Below are 18,063 nucleotides of genomic sequence, written 5' to 3'. Positions count from 1 at the left end.
ACTAAATACTCCTGATTCAGCCTTTTAAGAACCTTCTGACCCTGATACTACAGAATAAGCCACCGGCGGAGTTTTGGCTTTTAATCGCGCCTCGCTAAGCGCCTGCTGCTTGTGCAATAGCCACATTCCGCTCAGTTTCATGGCGTAGGCAAATATCAACCCAAGCAGCAGCGAGACAATGACTGTCTGCCAGTTTTGAGGGCTGGCAAGTGCCGCACTGGCGCCAATAAAGGTCCCGGGGAGAAAGGCCAGCCACTGATACGTAGACTGCATGCACATGGCAAACCCAACCAGTCCAATAACTACGTAGCCTAAAATGCTCCATTCGGGGCGTAGGGCGCTGCCCGTTTTAATCATTTCGCCCCAAAACACTCCGCTACAGCAGGTCAATGCGGTGATCAAAAAACCTCTAAAACCGCTTATCGGTGAAGCAAAGCAGGCGGCATAACCCAGAAAACCTGCCCAGCCAATCAGGCCAAGCGTAATCGCAATCCAGCCCCAAATCCCTGAAAGAAGCCCTGTCGTTATGGCAATCGTAAATAAAACATTCATTGCAAAGTCCCCAGTCAATACGACCGAAAAATAAAGTGCAGATTCTACACTCGAAATTACAAAATGAAATATTTACAGGCGTTTTACTGACGAAATTAATATAAATTCATCAAAATTTAATATGCCTGCTCAAGGCAAAAAAAAACCGTACATCAAAGACGTACGGTTTTTAAGGTCACTTAACCAACGTTACATCAGAGGCTGAGCCAACTGAACCAGCGAGATAAGCGGCTGCGGATAGATACCCAGTACCAGTACCAGAATTGCGGAGATAAGGACTACGACACCGCCGGCGGTAAGCGCCCAGTTGGAAGGCGTATCGCGCACCAGTCGGTCCGGCGCACTCAGGAACAGGCTAACGGTAACGCGCAGATAGTAGTAAAGGCCAATCGCGCTGCCCACCACCACTGCACCGGTCAACCACCACAGATGCGCGGTCACGCCGGTTGCAATAACGTAGAACTTGCCGATGAAGCCCAGCGTCATTGGAATGCCCGCCAATGACAGCATCATCACCGTCATTACCGCCGAAAGAATCGGCTTGTGCCAGAACAGACCGCGGTAGGAGAACAGTGATTCTGCATCCGGACCGCTGTAAGGACTAGACATCAGGCTTACCACGCCGAAGGCACCCAGGCTGCTGAACAGGTAACCTGCCAGATAAACGCCCACGGTTTCCATCGATAGCTGATGGGTTTGTACGGCAATCAGCGCGACCAACAGGTAACCCAGATGCGCGATTGAAGAGTAACCCAGCAGACGTTTGATATTGCTTTGGCTGATGGCCATCAGGTTACCGACCAGAATCGAGCAGAAGGCGATAATGCCCAGCACGACGCGGATAGCTTCACTGTTGGCAACCGGTGCATAAAGGAACAAGCGCATCACTACGGCAAAAATCGCAATCTTGCTGGCGGTGGCCAGGAAGGTTGATACCGGTGCAGGCGCGCCCTGATAAACGTCCGGTGTCCACAGGTGGAAAGGCACCAGAGACAGCTTGAAGCCCAGACCAACGATCATCATGCCCAAGCCTGCCAACAGCAGTGGTTCGTGCATCACGGCATCGCTGAGGTTTTTACCCAGCGCCATGAACGACAAGTCACCGGACTGTGCGTACAGCAGTGCCATACCAAACAGCAGGAACGAAGACGCAGCAGCCGAAAGCAGCATGTATTTGATACTGGCTTCCAGCGAGCGTTTCTGTCGGTACGCATAGCCTATCAAACCAAATAATGGCAGGGAGATCAGTTCAATCCCCAGGAACATTGAGGCAAGATGATTAGCACAGGCCAGTAAAATACCGCCCATTGCCGCTATCAACACCAGCAGGTAAAACTCTTCACGGTTATCCGGATAACCCACCAGCCACGGGTACGCGAACGTACAGGTAGCTAGGCTCGCCAACAGCACCAATGCAATGTAGAACATTGAATAACCGTCGATGCGCAGCAGAGGAGTCACATCCTGTGGCCCCACTTGAGCAACAAAATACAGCGAAATCAGCGCGATGTTCAGGCCAATGACTGTCAGTGTGGCATTAAAGAAATGGTCGCGTCGCCACGCAATGGACAGCATCACCAATACCACCGTCAATCCGACGATCAACAGTGGTAACAGTGCGATCAGATTTTGAGGAGTAAATGTCATGGCGAATTACGGCCTTGTCGTTGAAATTGATGAAACTGATGACCCGAACCAGTGCTGAATATTACTCATCGCTGCGTGTGAGGTATCGAGGATAGGCTGCGGGTAAACCCCGAGCAGCACCAGCAACACGACCAGCAGCAGGATGATTGAGAGCTCACGCCCCGTCATACCCTGCAAGGGTTGGTCCGACTTAGGCGCGCCGTAGTATGCACGCTGCATCATAACCAGCGAATAAACCGAGGCAAATACCAGGCCGAAGGTCGAAATCACAGTGATCACCGGCACAATCGGGAAGCTGCCGAACAGGATCATGAATTCACCTACAAAGTTACCGGTACCCGGCATACCCAGCGTTGCCACCGCGAAGAACAGCGACAGTGCAGGCAGGTATTTGATGCGCCCCCACAGGCCGCCCATCAGGCGCATGTCACGAGTATGCAGGCGTTCGTAAATCTGGCCACAGATAATGAACATACCGGCTGCGGAAAGCCCGTGCGCAATCATCTGGATCACTGCGCCCTGGTAGGCCAGCTGGCTGCCGGTGTAAATGGCAATCAGAACAAAGCCCATGTGTGACACGCTGGTGTAAGCAATAAGGCGTTTGATATCAGTCTGTGCGAACGCCATCCAGGCGCCGTAGAAGATACCAATCACACCCAGCCACATCGCGATCGGGGCAAACTCGTGTGAAGCATGTGGGAACAGCGGCAGGCAGAAGCGCAACATGCCGTAGGCCGCGGTTTTCAGCAAGATACCGGCCAGGTCAACCGAACCCGCGGTAGGTGCCTGGCTATGCGCATCCGGCAACCAACCATGCAACGGCACGACCGGCATTTTCACCGCGAAAGCAATGAAGAAGCCCAGCATCAGCAGGTACTCAACGTGTTCCGACATTGGCGTTTTCAGCAGTTGCTCATAGCTGAAGGTCCACACGCCGGTCGCGTTGTAGTGCACAAACACCAGTCCCAAAATCGCAATCAACATCACCAGACCACTGGACTGGGTATAGATGAAGAATTTGGTTGCTGCGCTGATGCGCGTTTTACCGTCAGACGCTTTATGACCCCAAAGCGCAATCAGGAAGTACATCGGAACCAGCATCATCTCCCAGAAGAAGAAGAACAGGAACAGGTCGATGGACAGGAACACGCCGATCACGCCGCCAAGTATCCACAGCAGGTTCAGGTGGAAGAACCCCTGATACTTCTGGATTTCGCGCCACGAGCAGAGAATAGCCAGCAAACCGAGCAGGCCGGTCAGCACAACCATCAGCAGCGAAAGACCATCCAGAGCCAGATGGAATTCAATGCCAAAGCGCGGGATCCACGGCAGAGAAAACTCTGACTGCCATTGAGGAATACCCACAGGTGCGGTTAATGAATAACCCCCCTGCAACCAGAGTTGCAGGGAAAGTGCCAAAGTCAGCCCCATCGCGATAAGAGCTATCCAGCGCGGTACTTTGCTTCCGAAGCGCTCAGTCTGCCAAGACAGCAGTCCGCCAATAAAGGGGATAAGAATTAGCCAAGGTAATAGCATGGCGTATAGGTCCCTATGTTTTTACTATGTTAAATCGCCAGCAACAGCGCTAAAACGACGACTGCACCCAATCCCATAGACGCGACGTACCAACGCGTCTGTCCGTTTTCACTCAATGTCAGCCCGCGGTTACCCAGACGGGCAAACAGTGCAGGGAAGTTCATTAGCGAGTTCAACGGATCGCGCTGCAGGAGTTTCGCGATAGCCAAATAAGGTTTCACGAAAATCATGTCGTACAGCCAGTCAAAGCCCCAGGCATGGAACCACCAGGTCGTGAAGAAGCGTCCCGGTGCGCTTTTTGCGATGCTGTTAACCAGCGTACGCTTGCCGAGATACAACGCTGCGGCCAGCAAAATGCCGACAATAGCCACTACACCCGAAGTAATTTCAAGCGTTAATACCGTACCGTGCGGCAGCTCGGTAGTACCCGGCAACACGCCCTGCAGTGGCGGAACGATCATCGCGCCAATGAAGGTAGACAGAACCAGCAGCACCAGCAGCGGCAAGTGGTGGGTAATCCCTTTACCGGCATGGGCTTTAATCTTCTCTTCGCCGTGGAAGACGATAAAGATCATGCGGAAGGTATACAGCGAGGTCATAAACGCACCAACCAGTCCGGCAATCAGCAGATTAAGATGACCGTTTGCCAGCGCACCGGCCAGAATTTCATCCTTACTGAAGAAGCCGGCAGTGATGATTGGCAAGGCCGACAGCGCTGCGCCGCCCACCAGGAAGCAGACATAAACCAGTGGAATCGATTTGCGCAGGCCGCCCATTTTGAAGATGTTCTGCTCGTGGTGGCAGGCAAGAATTACCGAGCCGGAGGAGAGGAACAACAGCGCCTTGAAGAACGCGTGGGTCATCAGGTGGAAAATGGCGGCGTCCCACGCCTGAACGCCCAGCGCCAGGAACATGTAGCCAATCTGACTCATGGTCGAGTAGGCCAGCACGCGCTTGATATCGGTTTGCACCAGCGCCGCAAAGCCCGCCAGAACCAGCGTCACTGCGCCAATAATGCCGACCAAATGCAGAATCTCAGGCGCCATCAGGAACAGACCGTGGGTACGGGCAATCAGATAGACACCGGCGGTGACCATCGTCGCGGCATGGATCAGAGCAGAAACCGGTGTAGGACCGGCCATCGCATCCGCCAACCAAGTTTGCAGCGGCAGCTGTGCCGATTTACCTACGGCACCGCCCAACAGCATCAGAGTTGCCCAGGTAATCGCGGTATCGCCAACGGCCAGCTTCTGCGGTGCCAGAATCATCAGTTCACGAATGTTGAGCGTGCCCAATTCGCGATAAAGAATGAACAGCGCAAAGGCCAGGAACACGTCACCTACGCGGGTCACGATAAAGGCCTTCATCGCTGCCGCGCCGTTCTCAGGATTGGTGTAGTAGAAACCAATCAGCAGGTAACTGCACAGCCCTACCCCTTCCCAACCGAGATACAGCAGCAACAGGTTGTCTGCCAGTACCAGAATCACCATGCTGGCGATAAACAGGTTGGTATAAGCAAAGAAGCGTGAATAGCCCTCTTCACCGCGCATGTACCATGAAGCAAACATGTGGATGAAGAAACCTACGCCGGTCACCACAGACAGCATGGTCATCGATAGGCCGTCGAGCGTTAGCGTGGCGGAGATGTTGAAATCACCGACCTGCATCCAGTTCCACAGGGTTTGGTTAAACACCTGAACGCCGGTAGCCTTTTGACTAAGGAAATTGATGCCAACGTAAAGCGTCACCAAAGCGGCTAGGCCAATCGAGCCTACGCCAACGGTAGCTGACGTGTTTTCTGACCAACGCCCGCGAGAAAAGGCCAACAGCAGGAAGCCGATCAGCGGGAACAAAATGGTTAAATATAATAGGTTCATCCGCGCATCTCACTGACAGTGTCGATATTCAGGGTATGACGACGACGATAGAGTTGCAGCAGTAAGGCCAAGCCGATACTGGCTTCCGCTGCCGCCAGACTGATAGCCAGGATATACATCACCTGTCCGTCTGCCTGCCCCCAATAACTGCCGGCCACAATAAAGGCCAGCGCCGCCGCGTTGATCATGACTTCAAGGCTGATCAACATAAACAACAGGTTACGTCGTACCAGTAACCCGGTCAGTCCCAACACGAACAGGATTGCGGCCAAGATCAGGCCATGCTGTAGAGGGATCATGCTCTCTCCTCCGTTTTTCTTTTTGCCATCTCTTTGACCGGTGCAGCGGATGCGTTGCCGAGCACTTCGCCCGGCTTGTGTTCACGTCCGATGTGGAAGGCCACCACTAAACCGGCCAGAAGCAGCATTGACGCCAACTCCACCGCCAGTACGTAAGGGCCAAACAGCGCAATGCCCACCGCTTTCGCGTCAACCATTGTTCCTTTGATGCCCTGATCGTGCAGACCGGTGATGGAAGCAATCATCACCACCAGCAGCACCACGGCCAGAATCGAAGGCCCAATCCAGGTCGAGGGTTTCAGCCAGGCTCGCTCTTGTTCCTGCACGCTGCCTAGGTTCAGCATCATCACCACGAACACGAACAGCACCATAATGGCACCGGCGTAAACGATGATCTCCAGCGCTGCGGCGAAGTAGGCCCCGAGCGAGAAGAACACGGCGGCGATAGCCAGCAGTGAAATGATCAGGTACAGCAGCGCGTGAACCGGGTTGGTGTGCGTGATTGTTCGCAACGTCGCCAACACGGCCACCAGGGCTGCAGTGTAAAATGCAAATTCCATGCTCGCGGCTCCTTAAGGCATGAGACCTTTGACGTTGATCGGCTTGGCTTCGTTCTCGGCTTCGCCTTTCGCTTTGCCGTCAACTGCCATACCGGCCATCCGGTAAAAGTTATATTCCGGATACTTACCGGGTCCAGAGATCAACAAGTCTTCTTTCTCATACACCAGATCCTGGCGTTTGAACTCGCCCAACTCAAAGTCCGGCGTCAGCTGAATCGCCGTTGTTGGGCAGGCTTCTTCACAGAGTCCGCAGAAGATGCAGCGCGAGAAGTTGATACGGAAAAACTCCGGATACCAACGACCGTCTTTCATCTCGGCTTTCTGTAGTGAAATACAGCCTACGGGACAGGCTACCGCGCAAAGGTTACAGGCTACGCAGCGCTCGTCTCCATCAGGATCGCGCGTCAACACAATGCGGCCACGGTAACGAGGCGGCAGATAAACAGGTTCTTCCGGGTACATCAAGGTTTCGCGTTTGGCGAAGGTATGCATACCTATCAGCCACAAACTGCGAACCTGGGTGCCGAAACCAACCACTAGTTCTTTCAATGTCATGGTTCAATCACCCCTTATATTAATTTGCGTTGTACAAAATGACGGCCGCGGTGCCTAGCAGATTCAGCAAGGTCAGCGGCAGGCAAATGCGCCAGCCAAATGACATCACCTGATCGTAACGAGGACGAGGTAAAGCGGCACGTAACAAAATGAACATCACCATGAAGAAAGCGGTTTTCAACGCAAACCAGATGAACGGTGGCAGGAATGGCCCCTGCCAGCCCCCGAAGAACAGCGTAACTATCAGTGCAGATACGGTCACAATACCGATGTATTCACCGACGAAGAACAGACCAAACTTCATGCCGGAATATTCGATGTGGTAACCATCGGCCAGCTCCTGCTCGGCTTCTGGCTGGTCAAACGGATGGCGGTGACACACGGCAATACCGGCAATCGCAAAGGTCAAGAAGCCAAAGAACTGCGGAATGATATTCCACATGTGCTCTTGCGCATGAACAATGTCCTGCAGGTTAAATGACCCCGCTTGTGCAACCACCCCCATCAGTGACAGGCCGAGGAACACTTCATAGCTCAGCGTCTGTGCCGAGGCGCGCATTGCGCCCAGCAGGGAGTACTTGTTGTTGCTTGACCAACCGGCAAACAGCACGGCGTAAACCGTTAAGCCCGCCATCATAAGGAAGAACAGAATGCCGATATTGAGGTTGGCGCCGTACCAGGTCGGTGCAACCGGTACAATCGCAAACGCCATCAGCATGGAGCTAAAAGCAATCATCGGTGCCAGCGTAAAGATGGCCCGGTCAGAGAACTTTGGCGCCCAGTCTTCTTTAAAGAACATTTTGATCATGTCGGCAACCAACTGCAGCGAGCCGCCCCAGCCGACGCGGTTAGGTCCGTATCGGTTCTGGAACAGGCCCAGCAGGCGGCGTTCTGCGAAGCTCATAAAGGCTCCGCAGGTGACGACGACCAACAGGATCACCACCGCTTTAACCACGGCGATAATGGTGTCGATAACTTCTGGTGTAAACCAACTCATCGGGTTGCCTCCCGCAGATTCTCAACCGTTGCGCCGACCAGCACCGGAGAAATTCCCGGCAGGCCCAGCGGCAGGCCAACTTGTCCTTTATTGAGGGTCTCGCTCAGACGAACCGGCAGAGTCAGAGTTTGTCCACCGCAGGTGAATTCAACCTGAGTGCCCTGATTAACGCCAAGTGCAGCGGCATCGGCCGGGTTAACCATCACGTAAGGCTGTGGCATACGCTGTTGGATAACGTTCGAACGCTGAGACATCTCTTCACTACCAAACAGGTGATAGTAAGGGGCAACGCGCCAGTGATTTTCCTGTGCAGCAAAGGCCGCAGGGATTTCACTGAAGTACTCAAGAGTGCCCTCGCCTGCTTCAATCAGACGCACACCCGGATCGCCGTGACGCAGTTTACCGCCCACTTCGGCCTGGAATTTATTCCATGCCTGCGGTGAGTTCCAGCCCGGAGCCCAGGCAAACGGCACCTGTTGACGGTTCGCGTAAGGACTGTTGTTACCTTCCATCGAGAAGGCAAACATGGTGTCTTTGTCCTGCGGCTGACGCGGTTCGTGCACGTTGATGTTGGCGCGCATGGCGGTACGTCCACTTGAACGAATCGGTGAACGCGCCAGTTTCTGACCACGAATACGGAAGGAAGCATCCGGCGCAGCGTCAATCATACCTTTAAGCTGCGGAAGAGCCGCAACGCAGGCCTCAATGACGTGATCCAGCTGAGTCCAGTCAACGTGACGGCTGTTGATGGTGGAATGCAGCGAGTGCATCCAGCGCCAGCTCTCAAGCATCACGATGCTGTTGTCGTAGTACGCCGGGTCATAAACCTGGAAGAAACGCTGTGCGCGGCCTTCCTGATTGACCAACGTACCGTCGCTTTCAGCGAAACTTGCGGCCGGCAGGATAAGGCTGGCCTTATCCATAATACGGGTGCGCTGGTGGTCAACGACCAGCAGGTTTTGAACCTTCGAAAGTGCCTCGTCAACGACAGATTCAGGTGCCTGACGATACAGGTCGTTTTCCATGACGATAGCGCTGTCTGCGCCGCCGCTGGAAAGCAGGCCAAGTGCGTCGTCGAGATTGCCGCCACCAATCATCGACAGACCGATGCTGTTGGCAGAAGAGGCCACGAAGGTGATGCCGACGTCAAGACCGCGCGCTTTCAGGGCTTTCGCCACGTTGGCTGCGGCAGAAATAATCGCGTCGCTGCCTGCGTTAGTGCCGGTAATAATCAACGGTTTTCTTGCGCCAGTTAATGCCTGCGCAATCATGTCGACTTTCTTGTTGAGGCTTTCGTCGATGTCGGTGACCGCCGGAGCCGCATCGTCAATAGCGTGGGCAATGGCGAAACCGAAACGTGCCTGCTCGTCAACCGGTGCGCGGTAGTTCAGAGCGGCAATATCATCGAGACGGGTGTTATCAACGTTGGTCACAAACAGAGGATGCTTGGCGTGCTGTCCGATGGTCTGGATAGCCGCAATCTGCCAGTCGGCAACGCGTTGGGCCGCTGCCATAGCGCGGGCTTTACCCTTGACTGCCTGACGAACCGCCAACGCAATGCGTGCGCCAGTTTGCGTGAGATCTTCACCCAGGATCAGCACAGCATCGTAGGACTCAATGTCGTGCAGAGCCGGCGTGTGAACCCCGCTGTTTTTCAGGATGTTCAGCATCAGCGCCAGACGATTTTGCTCCGCCGCGTTGATACCGGTATAGAAGTTTTCAGCACCGACCAATTCCCGCAGCGCAAAGTTACTTTCGAGGCTGGCGCGTGGAGAGCCGATACCGATAGTTTTGCTCGACTGACGAAGAATGTCCGCCGCGCCCTGCATCGCCTGTTCAGCGTTGAGTGCAATCCAGTCACTGCCGCGCTGCTGCATCGGTTTGGATGGACGGTCTTTGGCGTTGACGTAGCCGTAGCCAAAACGTCCGCGGTCGCACAAGAAGTAGCGGTTCACGGTGCCGTTATAGCGGTTTTCGATGCGACGCAGTTCACCGTAGCGCTCACCCGGGCTGGTGTTACAGCCGACGCTGCACTGTTGGCAAACGCTGGGTGCAAACTGCATGTCCCATTTACGGTTATAGCGCTCTGAGTGTGTTTTGTCGGTGAATACGCCGGTCGGGCAAACTTCTACTAAGTTACCGGAAAATTCGCTTTCCAGCGGTCCGTCTTCCGGGCGACCAAAGTAGACGTTGTCGTGCGCGCCGTAAACGCCAAGATCGGTACCGTCAGCGTAGTCCTTGTAATAACGCACGCAGCGATAACAGGCGATACAGCGGTTCATCTCGTGAGAAATGAACGGGCCGAGATCCTGATTATTATGCGTACGTTTAGAGAAACGATAGCGACGCGTGGCGTGGCCGGTCATGACTGTCATATCCTGAAGGTGACAGTTACCGCCCTCCTCACACACCGGGCAGTCGTGCGGGTGGTTGGTCATCAACCATTCCACGACGCTTTCCCGGAACTGTTTGGCTTCTCCGTCATCGATGGAAATAAAGGTTCCATCAGACGCAGGCGTCATACATGACATAACCAAACGGCCGCGCGTATCTTCTGCGTTTTGGTATTGCTTAACCGCACATTGGCGGCAAGCGCCGACGCTTCCCAGCGCCGGATGCCAGCAAAAATAAGGAATATCGAGGCCAAGAGAGAGGCAAGCCTGAAGTAGGTTGTCCGCTCCGTTTACATCGTATTCTTTGCCGTCTACATGAATCGTAGCCATAGTCAGCATGCTTCCACAAGGCCCACCTTTCGGCAGGCGTTAATCAAAAATTCTGGCCGGGTTGCCCGCGTTTCTCGGGCATCGTTTTTAGCGGCTTACCAACGCTCTTTCAGCAGGTTATTTGGCTGTATGCCGCCAATTGCCCGCGCATTGTTGTAATGTTGCTTGGCGATGCCTGCTTCAAATTCTTCCCGGAAATATTTAATCGCACTCTGCAATGGCTCCACGGCACCCGGCGCGTGTGCGCAGAATGTTTTACCCGGACCAAGCTGGCGGCAAAGCTGCTCGAGAGTTTCTATGTCTCCCGGCTGGCCTTCACCGCGCTCCAGCGCACGCAGGATCTTGACGCTCCACGGCAGACCGTCACGGCATGGCGTACACCAGCCGCAGGACTCACGCGAGAAGAACTCTTCAAGGTTACGCACCAACGGAACCATGCCAATTTCATGATCGACCGCCATCGCCAGCGCGGTACCTAAACGGCTTCCGGCTTTACCAATGCTGGCAAATTCCATCGGCAGGTCGAGATGCTGGTCGGTCAGGAAGTCGGTCCCTGCCCCACCCGGCTGCCAGGCTTTAAACTTCAGACCGTCGCGCATGCCACCGGCGTACTCTTCAAGAATTTCGCGTGCGGTGGTGCCAAACGGTAGCTCCCACACGCCCGGATTTTTAACGCGACCAGAGAAGCCCATCATCTTGGTTCCGGTGTCTTCGCTGGTTGAAATGCCTTTGTACCACTCGACGCCGTTGGCCAAAATCGCCGGGACGTTAGACAGCGTTTCGACGTTGTTCACGCAGGTCGGCTTGCCCCATGCGCCCACAGACGCCGGGAATGGCGGCTTGGAGCGCGGGTTGGCGCGGCGGCCTTCCAGTGAGTTAATCAGCGCCGTTTCTTCACCGCAGATGTAACGACCTGCGCCGGTGTGGACGATCAGCTCGAAATCAAATCCGGTGCCGAGAATATTTTTGCCAATCAAACCGGCTGCTCGGGCCTCTTCGATGGCGCGACGCAGGTTCACGGCCGCTTCGATATATTCACCGCGCAGGAAGATATAGCCACGGTAGGCTTTCAGTGCGAAGGCGCTGATCAGCATGCCTTCAACCAGCTGGTGGGGCATTTGCTCCATCAACAGGCGGTCTTTATAGGTACCCGGCTCCATTTCATCCGCGTTACACAGCAGGTAACGGATGTTCATGGATTCGTCTTTCGGCATCAGGCTCCACTTCAAACCGGTAGAGAAACCTGCACCGCCGCGGCCCTTCAGGCCGGAGTCTTTCACCAATGCAACGATTTCGTCCTGCGACAAAGTTTTAAGCGCTTTCTCTGCACCGGCATAGCCGTTTTTGCTGCGGTATTCGTCAATCCATACCGGCTGCTGGTCTTCGCGCATGCGCCATGTCAGCGGATGCATTTCCGGTGTACGGATAATCTCTCTTGGCGTGTAACCGTAGACATTCATGAGTAACGCTCCAGTAACTGACCGATTTCTTCTGGTTTCAGGTAGCTGTGCGTGTCTTCATCGATCATCATAGTCGGGCTTTTATCACAGTTGCCCAGACAGCAGGTTGGCAGCAAAGTGAAGCGTCCGTCCGGCGTAGTTTCACCCGGTTTGATATTCAGCTTCTCTTCAATCGCGGCCTGAATGCCTTGATAGCCGGTGATGTGGCAGACAACGCTGTCGCAATAGCGAATGACGTGACGCCCAACCTGCTGGCGGAAGATTTGGCTGTAAAACGTCGCCACACCTTCTACATCGCTAGCCGGAATGGCAAGAATTTCTGCAATGGCATAGATTGCGCCATCCGGCACCCAGCCACGCTCTTTCTGCACAATTTTCAGTGCTTCAATTGAGACCGCGCGGGCATCTTCATAGTGATGTTTTTCGTGCTCAATCGCGTCACGTTCAGTCGCGCTCAGCTCAAACTTCTGCTTGTTCTGCGCCGCGTCAAAGGCCGCAGGTGCAGACACGTTGATATACTGAAGCTCTGAGTCTTTATTAAGATCTGTCATCGTTAGCGGTCCACATCTGACATTACAAAATCAATACTGCCCAGATAGACGATAAGGTCTGATACCAGGCTGCCACGGATAACTGACGGGATCTGCTGCAAGTGCGGGAAGCTTGGCGTACGCACGCGGGTGCGGTAGCTCATGGTGCTGCCATCGCTCGTCAGGTAGTAGCTGTTGATCCCTTTCGTTGCCTCGATCATCTGGAAGGATTCGTTGGCAGGCATTACCGGCCCCCACGAAACCTGCAGGAAGTGAGTGATCAGGGTTTCGATATGCTGCAACGTGCGTTCTTTCGGCGGCGGCGTCGTCAGTGGATGATCGGCTTTAAACGGACCTTCAGGCATGTGATCCAGGCACTGCTGCAGAATGCGCAGACTCTGGCGCATCTCTTCCATTTTCAGCATCACGCGCGAATACGAGTCGCTCACGCCATCGCCGACCGGCACTTCAAAATCGAAGTTTTCATAGCCGGAGTAAGGACGCCATTTACGCACATCAAACGCGACGCCAGTGGCGCGCAGACCTGCACCGGTGGTGCCCCAAGCCAATGCATCTTCTGCATTGTAGGCGGCAACGCCTTTGGAACGCGCAACCAGAATGCTGTTTTTCAGCGCCGTCTTCATGTAGGAATCAAGACGTTTCGGCATCCACTCCAGGAAGTCGCGCAGCAGACGTTCCCAGCCTTTTGGCAGGTCGTGCGCCACGCCGCCAATGCGGAACCACGCCGGGTGCATACGGAAACCAGTGATTGCTTCAACCACGTCATAAATTTTCTGACGGTCAGTGAAGGCAAAGAACACCGGGGTCATTGCGCCAACGTCCTGAATAAAGGTCGAGATGTAGAGCAAGTGGCTGTTGATACGGAACAGCTCGGAAAGCATGACGCGGATGGTGTTAACGCGATCGCCAACGGTGATACCGGCCAGCTTTTCAACCGCCAATACGTAAGGCATTTCGTTAACACAGCCGCCGAGGTATTCGATACGGTCGGTGTAAGGAATGTAGCTGTGCCATGACTGGCGCTCGCCCATTTTTTCGGCACCGCGGTGGTGGTAACCTATGTCCGGAACGCAATCGACAATCTCTTCGCCGTCAAGCTGCATCACAATGCGGAAAGCACCGTGCGCAGACGGGTGGTTAGGGCCGAGGTTCAAGAACATGAAATCTTCGTTTTCGGTACCGCGCTTCATACCCCAGTCTTCGGGTTTGAAGGTCAGCGCTTCCATTTCGAGATCTTCTTTCTGCTTAGTCAGTTCGAACGGATCAAACTCGGTCGCACGCGCCGGATAATCTTTGCGCAGCGGATGCCCTTCCCAGGTCTTAGGCATCATGATGCGCGTCAGATGGGGGTGACCGTCAAAGGTAATACCGAACATTTCCCAGGTTTCGCGCTCATACCAGTTGGCATTCGGGTATACCTTGGTCAGCGTTGGCAAATGCAGGTCGTTTTCAGCCAGCGCCACTTTAAGCATAATGTCGCTGTTGCGTTCGATAGAAAGCAGGTGATAGAAAACGGAAAAATCCGCAGCCGGTAAACCGTCGCGGTGGTTACGTAAACGTTCATCAACGCCGTGCAGATCATAAAGCATGACGTAAGGCTTGGGCTGTTTGCGTAAAAAGGTAATAACTTCCAGTATCTGTTCGCGTTTTACCCACACCACCGGGATACCGGTGCGGGTCGGCTGAACAGAAAAGGCCTCTGGCCCAAAACGGTTACGCAGCTCACCAATAACGGGATCATCAAGATGATCGCGCGTCTGCCATGCTGGCTGAGCGAGGTCTTGCGTCGTTAAATCTGTCATATTTTCTCACCACACTAAATGTGTCATGGTTGCCTAAGGGGAAGTGCACCTGGCTGTAACCGTCATTTTTAAATAATAATTTCCTGACGGCGTTGCCCCTCAGGTTTGACGAACAGTGTTAAACCTCGTCAGGTGTCCGCAAATTCGTCACGGCGATACGTTCGGCGCGTTTGCGCTCTTTTTCAGACTGCATATTGGCACGGTAAACACCTTGGTCACCGACTACCCAAGAGAGAGGACGACGTTCTTTTCCAATCGACTCCTGTAGCAAAAGCAGTGCCTGCATGTAAGCTTCAGGGCGCGGAGGGCAGCCAGGAATATAAACGTCTACCGGCAAGAACTTATCAACACCCTGCACCACAGAATAGATGTCGTACATGCCACCGGAGTTGGCACAGGCGCCCATCGAAATAACCCATTTAGGCTCAAGCATCTGGTCATAAAGACGCTGAATAACCGGCGCCATTTTGGTAAAGCATGTACCGGCAACCACCATAAAGTCGGCCTGACGCGGTGAGGCACGAATAACTTCCGAACCGAATCGCGCAACGTCATGCACCGCGGTAAACGAGGTCGTCATTTCCACGTAGCAGCATGAAAGACCAAAGTTAAATGGCCAAAGCGAGTTTTTACGACCCCAGTTCACCACGTCATGCAACGCGTGCTCGAGTTTCCCCATATACACGCTTTGGTTAACTTCCTGCTCAAGAGGATCGGAAACCGTCTCTTGTTTCTGCAGGGGGTAACGGTCGTTCTCACCGTTCGGGTCTAAGCGCGTGAGCGTATAGTCCATCTTGATGCCTCACTTTATTGTTGGCGATTGCCATGCGGGTGATTGCTGGTCTTAATGACTGGGCTCGGAATAACCGGGCTGGCTTTAACAGGACCTTTCGAACGGATTGGAGTCCAGTCAAGCGCACCGATGCGAACCAGATAAAACAGGCCGGCTAAAAGTACAAATATGAAAATCGCAGCTTCTACAAAGCCGGTCCATCCGCTTTCACGAATTGAGGTTGACCATGCATAAAGATACAAGGCTTCCACATCGAAAATGACGAAGAACATAGCGACTAAATAGAATTTTGCCGACAGGCGCATATGCGTCGAGCCAACGGGTGCAATACCCGACTCGAACGGGGTTTCTGTGTGGCGTCCGCGAACTTTCCCTCCCAGGAAAGCTGCGCCGAGCAACATCAGGCAACACAGGCCGACTGCGATAATAAGAAAAACTGCGAGCGCCCAGTTATGAGCGGTGACATCTGTGGCTGTTGACATACTCTATGCTTACTCATCAAAAGTGGCATCTTGCATTTGCTCTTGCCCGGCAACTTGCCTGCCACATCGATTCAAGGGAAGGATTAATAACCACCAGTCTTCACGGGACCTTCGAGACCAAAATCGCCGATTTTTGCGGCAACCTTATAGACTCTAGGGTTTTAAAAGCGATTATCCAGTGAATTACTGTGGGCTTTTTACCCTTTTCTATAACCTTTTGTCAACTTTGACAAAAGTATATCCACGTTAATTTACATCTTTAGCATTTTATTAACACAACATGCGATAGTTGGTAGCTAAATCGAGTCAGTCAAAAGAGTAAAAAAAAGGATGTAACTTATCTGGAGTCAAAGATTTAGCAACCTACCCCTACTATTGTCGCAGGATTACCCCATTCTTCCACTCACAAAACAGGGTTATTTGTTGATCTAGGACACGTTTTTGGCAAGATTGCTAAAAAATAAGACAATTTTTGAATGAATTTTGTTTAAAAATTTAAAATAAAAATACATTTCATAAAAAATTCATGGAAGTGTTTGTGGAAATGGGCGGTTAAAAAAAGAACTCATTTAGCAAAGTGATAGTTTACTGACTTGACGATATCAAGGCGGAATGGAGGAGGGTAAAACACTTAAAATAGCAGTTTCGTGAAGAAAATCTTATGAGTTGGTTATTAATTCACCTTTTGGTTTTCCCCCTTCCCTACCCCCGAAGTGGTATCCGAGTTCGGGGGGAGGAAAAAAGCCTTTTACTGCTCAGGATTTGGGTGCTTCAACAAACTCGTCGTCAGTGCTGGCACGTTGAGCATAATTGTTAAGGGAATAAGGATCACTGCCCTGTTCCACGGCGTTGAAAATTGCCATGGCGAGGTCATTATCGCAGTGCTGATTTTTATACAACACATATTGCGTGTCAGGCAGTCTCGGTAGACCATCCTGCTCGCCCAGCACGCGCAGCTCTGGACTCATCATTTCAATAGGCCTGACGGTAACGCCCAGACCGGCACGAACGGCGGCGCGGATGGCAGAGAGCGTAGAGGCAACGTAGGCAATGCGCCACGGGATGCCGGCTTTATTGAGATGTTCTATTGCCATAGAGCGATAAGGACTCGGTTCGTCCAGAAGCACTAAGGGTACGCTGTCGCCCGACGGATAGGAGAAATCGGCGGAGCAGTACCACAAGGTTGGCGACGTGCGTAACACAATGTGTGGATGATCCTTGGTAGTGATGGTGGTAATGGCTAGGTCTACCTCATCACTTTCCAACATCGGTAACATGAACGGACTGCGTTTTACCCGTACATCAATAGCCAATTTCGGGTAAATGGAGGTCACGCGGCTAAGCAGGTACGGTAAAATAGTGTCTGCGGTGTCGTCGGAAGCGCCAATAATGACACTGCCCTGTACGTCGCTGTACATTAGGGAAGTGCAGGCTTCATCATTGAAGCGTAATATTTTTCGCGCATAACCTAGCAACTGAATACCGTGTTCAGTCAATAACTTATTGCGTCCATGCCTGGCGAACAGTTCTTTACCGACGAGCTGCTCGAGACGTTGCATTTGCTGGCTCACTGCTGATTGTGTTCGACAAACTGCGGCGGCGGCAGCGGCGAAAGTATTTAAATCAGCAACGGCTACAAAGGTCCTTAGCAGGTCAAGATCTAGATTAAGAATTGGACGATTTGCATTTGTCATAGTTTTTCTTCACTTTTAAAATCTAATAACAAGCTACCCTGGATAGTGCGGAAAACTTCCCGCAAAATGCAGAATACCAGATCTGAAGGCACTCACTCATTAGATAATGAAGAAATGAGAAATATTTATGCCCATTAGGTAATTTTCAAATGATTATCCTTAACGCGCTTTTTCAAATAAGTATTAAATTCAAAGAAATATAATTCCATACTGACAAAGCATGACAAATACAATCATTACAATAGGCGCACACTAACAGCCGTCCCTGCACTTACCCTGCACGCCAAAGCAGGCGCAGCATAGCGCTAGCAATTTCCAATATAAAAAATCGTCGAAATTAAAAGGTTCAAAATCTATTTATCAGATACCCATTCGACAGATTGCTTTCACCGAAATGTTATATACATTTCGTTCATTAGGATTAATCTTAATAAAATTATACCGGTGTTAAATCGCAAAAGAGTACCAATAATGACTCTTAATTAAATTATTCTTCGCGGGCTAATCATCAGAATAACTTAACTAATTACTGAGG

15 protein-coding genes are annotated in these 18,063 nt (G+C 52.6%); all 15 read right to left on the bottom strand.

All coding sequences use genetic code 11. The annotated features are described in order from the left end of the window. Nucleotides 1-24: 24 nt before the first annotated feature. The 15 genes from BS639_RS16835 to lrhA all read right to left on the bottom strand — a co-directional run bounded on the left by BS639_RS16835 (nt 25) and on the right by lrhA (nt 17,528). Nucleotides 25-552, bottom strand: coding sequence for a DUF1097 domain-containing protein (locus BS639_RS16835; protein ID WP_084983681.1), 528 nt, complete (start codon nt 550-552; stop codon nt 25-27). A gap of 189 nt (nt 553-741) precedes the next feature. Next, on the bottom strand, nt 742-2,199 hold the full coding sequence (gene nuoN / locus BS639_RS16830; protein ID WP_055779136.1) for an NADH-quinone oxidoreductase subunit NuoN: 1,458 nt from the start codon (nt 2,197-2,199) through the stop codon (nt 742-744). Between the two features lie 6 nt (nt 2,200-2,205). Beyond that, complete coding sequence (gene nuoM / locus BS639_RS16825) at nt 2,206-3,735, bottom strand: NADH-quinone oxidoreductase subunit M (RefSeq protein ID WP_055779139.1); 1,530 nt, start codon at nt 3,733-3,735, stop codon at nt 2,206-2,208. A 29-nt stretch (nt 3,736-3,764) separates the two neighbouring features. Further along, nucleotides 3,765-5,612, bottom strand: a complete 1,848-nt coding sequence (gene nuoL, locus BS639_RS16820; RefSeq protein ID WP_055779143.1) for an NADH-quinone oxidoreductase subunit L — start codon at nt 5,610-5,612, stop codon at nt 3,765-3,767. After that, complete coding sequence (gene nuoK / locus BS639_RS16815; protein ID WP_004936014.1) at nt 5,609-5,911, bottom strand: NADH-quinone oxidoreductase subunit NuoK; 303 nt, start codon at nt 5,909-5,911, stop codon at nt 5,609-5,611. The genes nuoL and nuoK overlap by 4 nt, the downstream gene beginning before the upstream one ends. Further along, nucleotides 5,908-6,471: an NADH-quinone oxidoreductase subunit J gene (gene nuoJ, locus BS639_RS16810; protein ID WP_055779147.1), complete on the bottom strand. Its 564-nt coding sequence runs from the start codon at nt 6,469-6,471 to the stop codon at nt 5,908-5,910. The genes nuoK and nuoJ overlap by 4 nt, the downstream gene beginning before the upstream one ends. Before the next feature lie 12 nt (nt 6,472-6,483). Next, a complete protein-coding gene (gene nuoI, locus BS639_RS16805; RefSeq protein WP_055779151.1) occupies nt 6,484-7,026 on the bottom strand; it encodes an NADH-quinone oxidoreductase subunit NuoI in 543 nt (180 codons plus the stop codon). 19 nt (nt 7,027-7,045) lie between these two features. Then, nucleotides 7,046-8,023: an NADH-quinone oxidoreductase subunit NuoH gene (gene nuoH / locus BS639_RS16800; protein ID WP_055779154.1), complete on the bottom strand. Its 978-nt coding sequence runs from the start codon at nt 8,021-8,023 to the stop codon at nt 7,046-7,048. Further along, nucleotides 8,020-10,746 (bottom strand): NADH-quinone oxidoreductase subunit NuoG, encoded by a 2,727-nt coding sequence (gene nuoG, locus BS639_RS16795; protein ID WP_055779503.1) that lies wholly within the window; start codon nt 10,744-10,746, stop codon nt 8,020-8,022. The genes nuoH and nuoG overlap by 4 nt, the downstream gene beginning before the upstream one ends. 95 nt (nt 10,747-10,841) lie before the next feature. Then, nucleotides 10,842-12,206, bottom strand: a complete 1,365-nt coding sequence (gene nuoF, locus BS639_RS16790; protein ID WP_055779159.1) for an NADH-quinone oxidoreductase subunit NuoF — start codon at nt 12,204-12,206, stop codon at nt 10,842-10,844. Then, the gene (gene nuoE, locus BS639_RS16785; protein ID WP_055779162.1) at nt 12,203-12,757 is read right to left on the bottom strand and encodes an NADH-quinone oxidoreductase subunit NuoE; all 555 of its coding nucleotides are present in this window, start codon (nt 12,755-12,757) and stop codon (nt 12,203-12,205) included. Before nuoE ends, nuoF begins: the two co-directional genes overlap by 4 nt. A gap of 2 nt (nt 12,758-12,759) precedes the next feature. Continuing rightward, a complete protein-coding gene (gene nuoC / locus BS639_RS16780; RefSeq protein WP_055779165.1) occupies nt 12,760-14,559 on the bottom strand; it encodes an NADH-quinone oxidoreductase subunit C/D in 1,800 nt (599 codons plus the stop codon). A gap of 118 nt (nt 14,560-14,677) precedes the next feature. After that, nucleotides 14,678-15,352, bottom strand: coding sequence for a NuoB/complex I 20 kDa subunit family protein (locus BS639_RS16775; RefSeq protein ID WP_055779168.1), 675 nt, complete (start codon nt 15,350-15,352; stop codon nt 14,678-14,680). A 14-nt stretch (nt 15,353-15,366) separates the two neighbouring features. Further along, the gene (locus BS639_RS16770) at nt 15,367-15,834 is read right to left on the bottom strand and encodes an NADH-quinone oxidoreductase subunit A (RefSeq protein WP_055779173.1); all 468 of its coding nucleotides are present in this window, start codon (nt 15,832-15,834) and stop codon (nt 15,367-15,369) included. Between the two features lie 755 nt (nt 15,835-16,589). After that, nucleotides 16,590-17,528 carry a transcriptional regulator LrhA gene (gene lrhA / locus BS639_RS16765; RefSeq protein WP_055779175.1) on the bottom strand — a complete coding sequence of 313 codons (939 nt, stop codon included), beginning with the start codon at nt 17,526-17,528 and terminating at the stop codon, nt 16,590-16,592. Nucleotides 17,529-18,063: the final 535 nt, after the last annotated feature.

Source organism: Rouxiella silvae, from assembly GCF_002093625.1.
In the GTDB taxonomy this organism is placed as follows: domain Bacteria; phylum Pseudomonadota; class Gammaproteobacteria; order Enterobacterales; family Enterobacteriaceae; genus Rouxiella; species Rouxiella silvae.
The sequence above is the reverse complement of the archived record's forward strand: the minus strand, read 5'-3'. Positions and strand labels throughout refer to the sequence as shown.

What these genes read in the sequence shown, in the direction of transcription:
- nuoE (WP_055779162.1), bottom strand. Translation starts at nt 12,757, where the DNA reads ATGACAGATCTTAATAAAGACTCAGAGCTTCAGTATATCAACGTGTCT.
- nuoI (WP_055779151.1), bottom strand. Translation starts at nt 7,026, where the DNA reads ATGACATTGAAAGAACTAGTGGTTGGTTTCGGCACCCAGGTTCGCAGT.
- BS639_RS16770 (WP_055779173.1), bottom strand. Translation starts at nt 15,834, where the DNA reads ATGTCAACAGCCACAGATGTCACCGCTCATAACTGGGCGCTCGCAGTT.
- nuoL (WP_055779143.1), bottom strand. Translation starts at nt 5,612, where the DNA reads ATGAACCTATTATATTTAACCATTTTGTTCCCGCTGATCGGCTTCCTG.
- nuoG (WP_055779503.1), bottom strand. Translation starts at nt 10,746, where the DNA reads ATGGCTACGATTCATGTAGACGGCAAAGAATACGATGTAAACGGAGCG.
- nuoM (WP_055779139.1), bottom strand. Translation starts at nt 3,735, where the DNA reads ATGCTATTACCTTGGCTAATTCTTATCCCCTTTATTGGCGGACTGCTG.
- lrhA (WP_055779175.1), bottom strand. Translation starts at nt 17,528, where the DNA reads ATGACAAATGCAAATCGTCCAATTCTTAATCTAGATCTTGACCTGCTA.
- BS639_RS16835 (WP_084983681.1), bottom strand. Translation starts at nt 552, where the DNA reads ATGAATGTTTTATTTACGATTGCCATAACGACAGGGCTTCTTTCAGGG.
- nuoN (WP_055779136.1), bottom strand. Translation starts at nt 2,199, where the DNA reads ATGACATTTACTCCTCAAAATCTGATCGCACTGTTACCACTGTTGATC.
- nuoF (WP_055779159.1), bottom strand. Translation starts at nt 12,206, where the DNA reads ATGAATGTCTACGGTTACACGCCAAGAGAGATTATCCGTACACCGGAA.
- nuoK (WP_004936014.1), bottom strand. Translation starts at nt 5,911, where the DNA reads ATGATCCCTCTACAGCATGGCCTGATCTTGGCCGCAATCCTGTTCGTG.
- BS639_RS16775 (WP_055779168.1), bottom strand. Translation starts at nt 15,352, where the DNA reads ATGGACTATACGCTCACGCGCTTAGACCCGAACGGTGAGAACGACCGT.
- nuoJ (WP_055779147.1), bottom strand. Translation starts at nt 6,471, where the DNA reads ATGGAATTTGCATTTTACACTGCAGCCCTGGTGGCCGTGTTGGCGACG.
- nuoH (WP_055779154.1), bottom strand. Translation starts at nt 8,023, where the DNA reads ATGAGTTGGTTTACACCAGAAGTTATCGACACCATTATCGCCGTGGTT.
- nuoC (WP_055779165.1), bottom strand. Translation starts at nt 14,559, where the DNA reads ATGACAGATTTAACGACGCAAGACCTCGCTCAGCCAGCATGGCAGACG.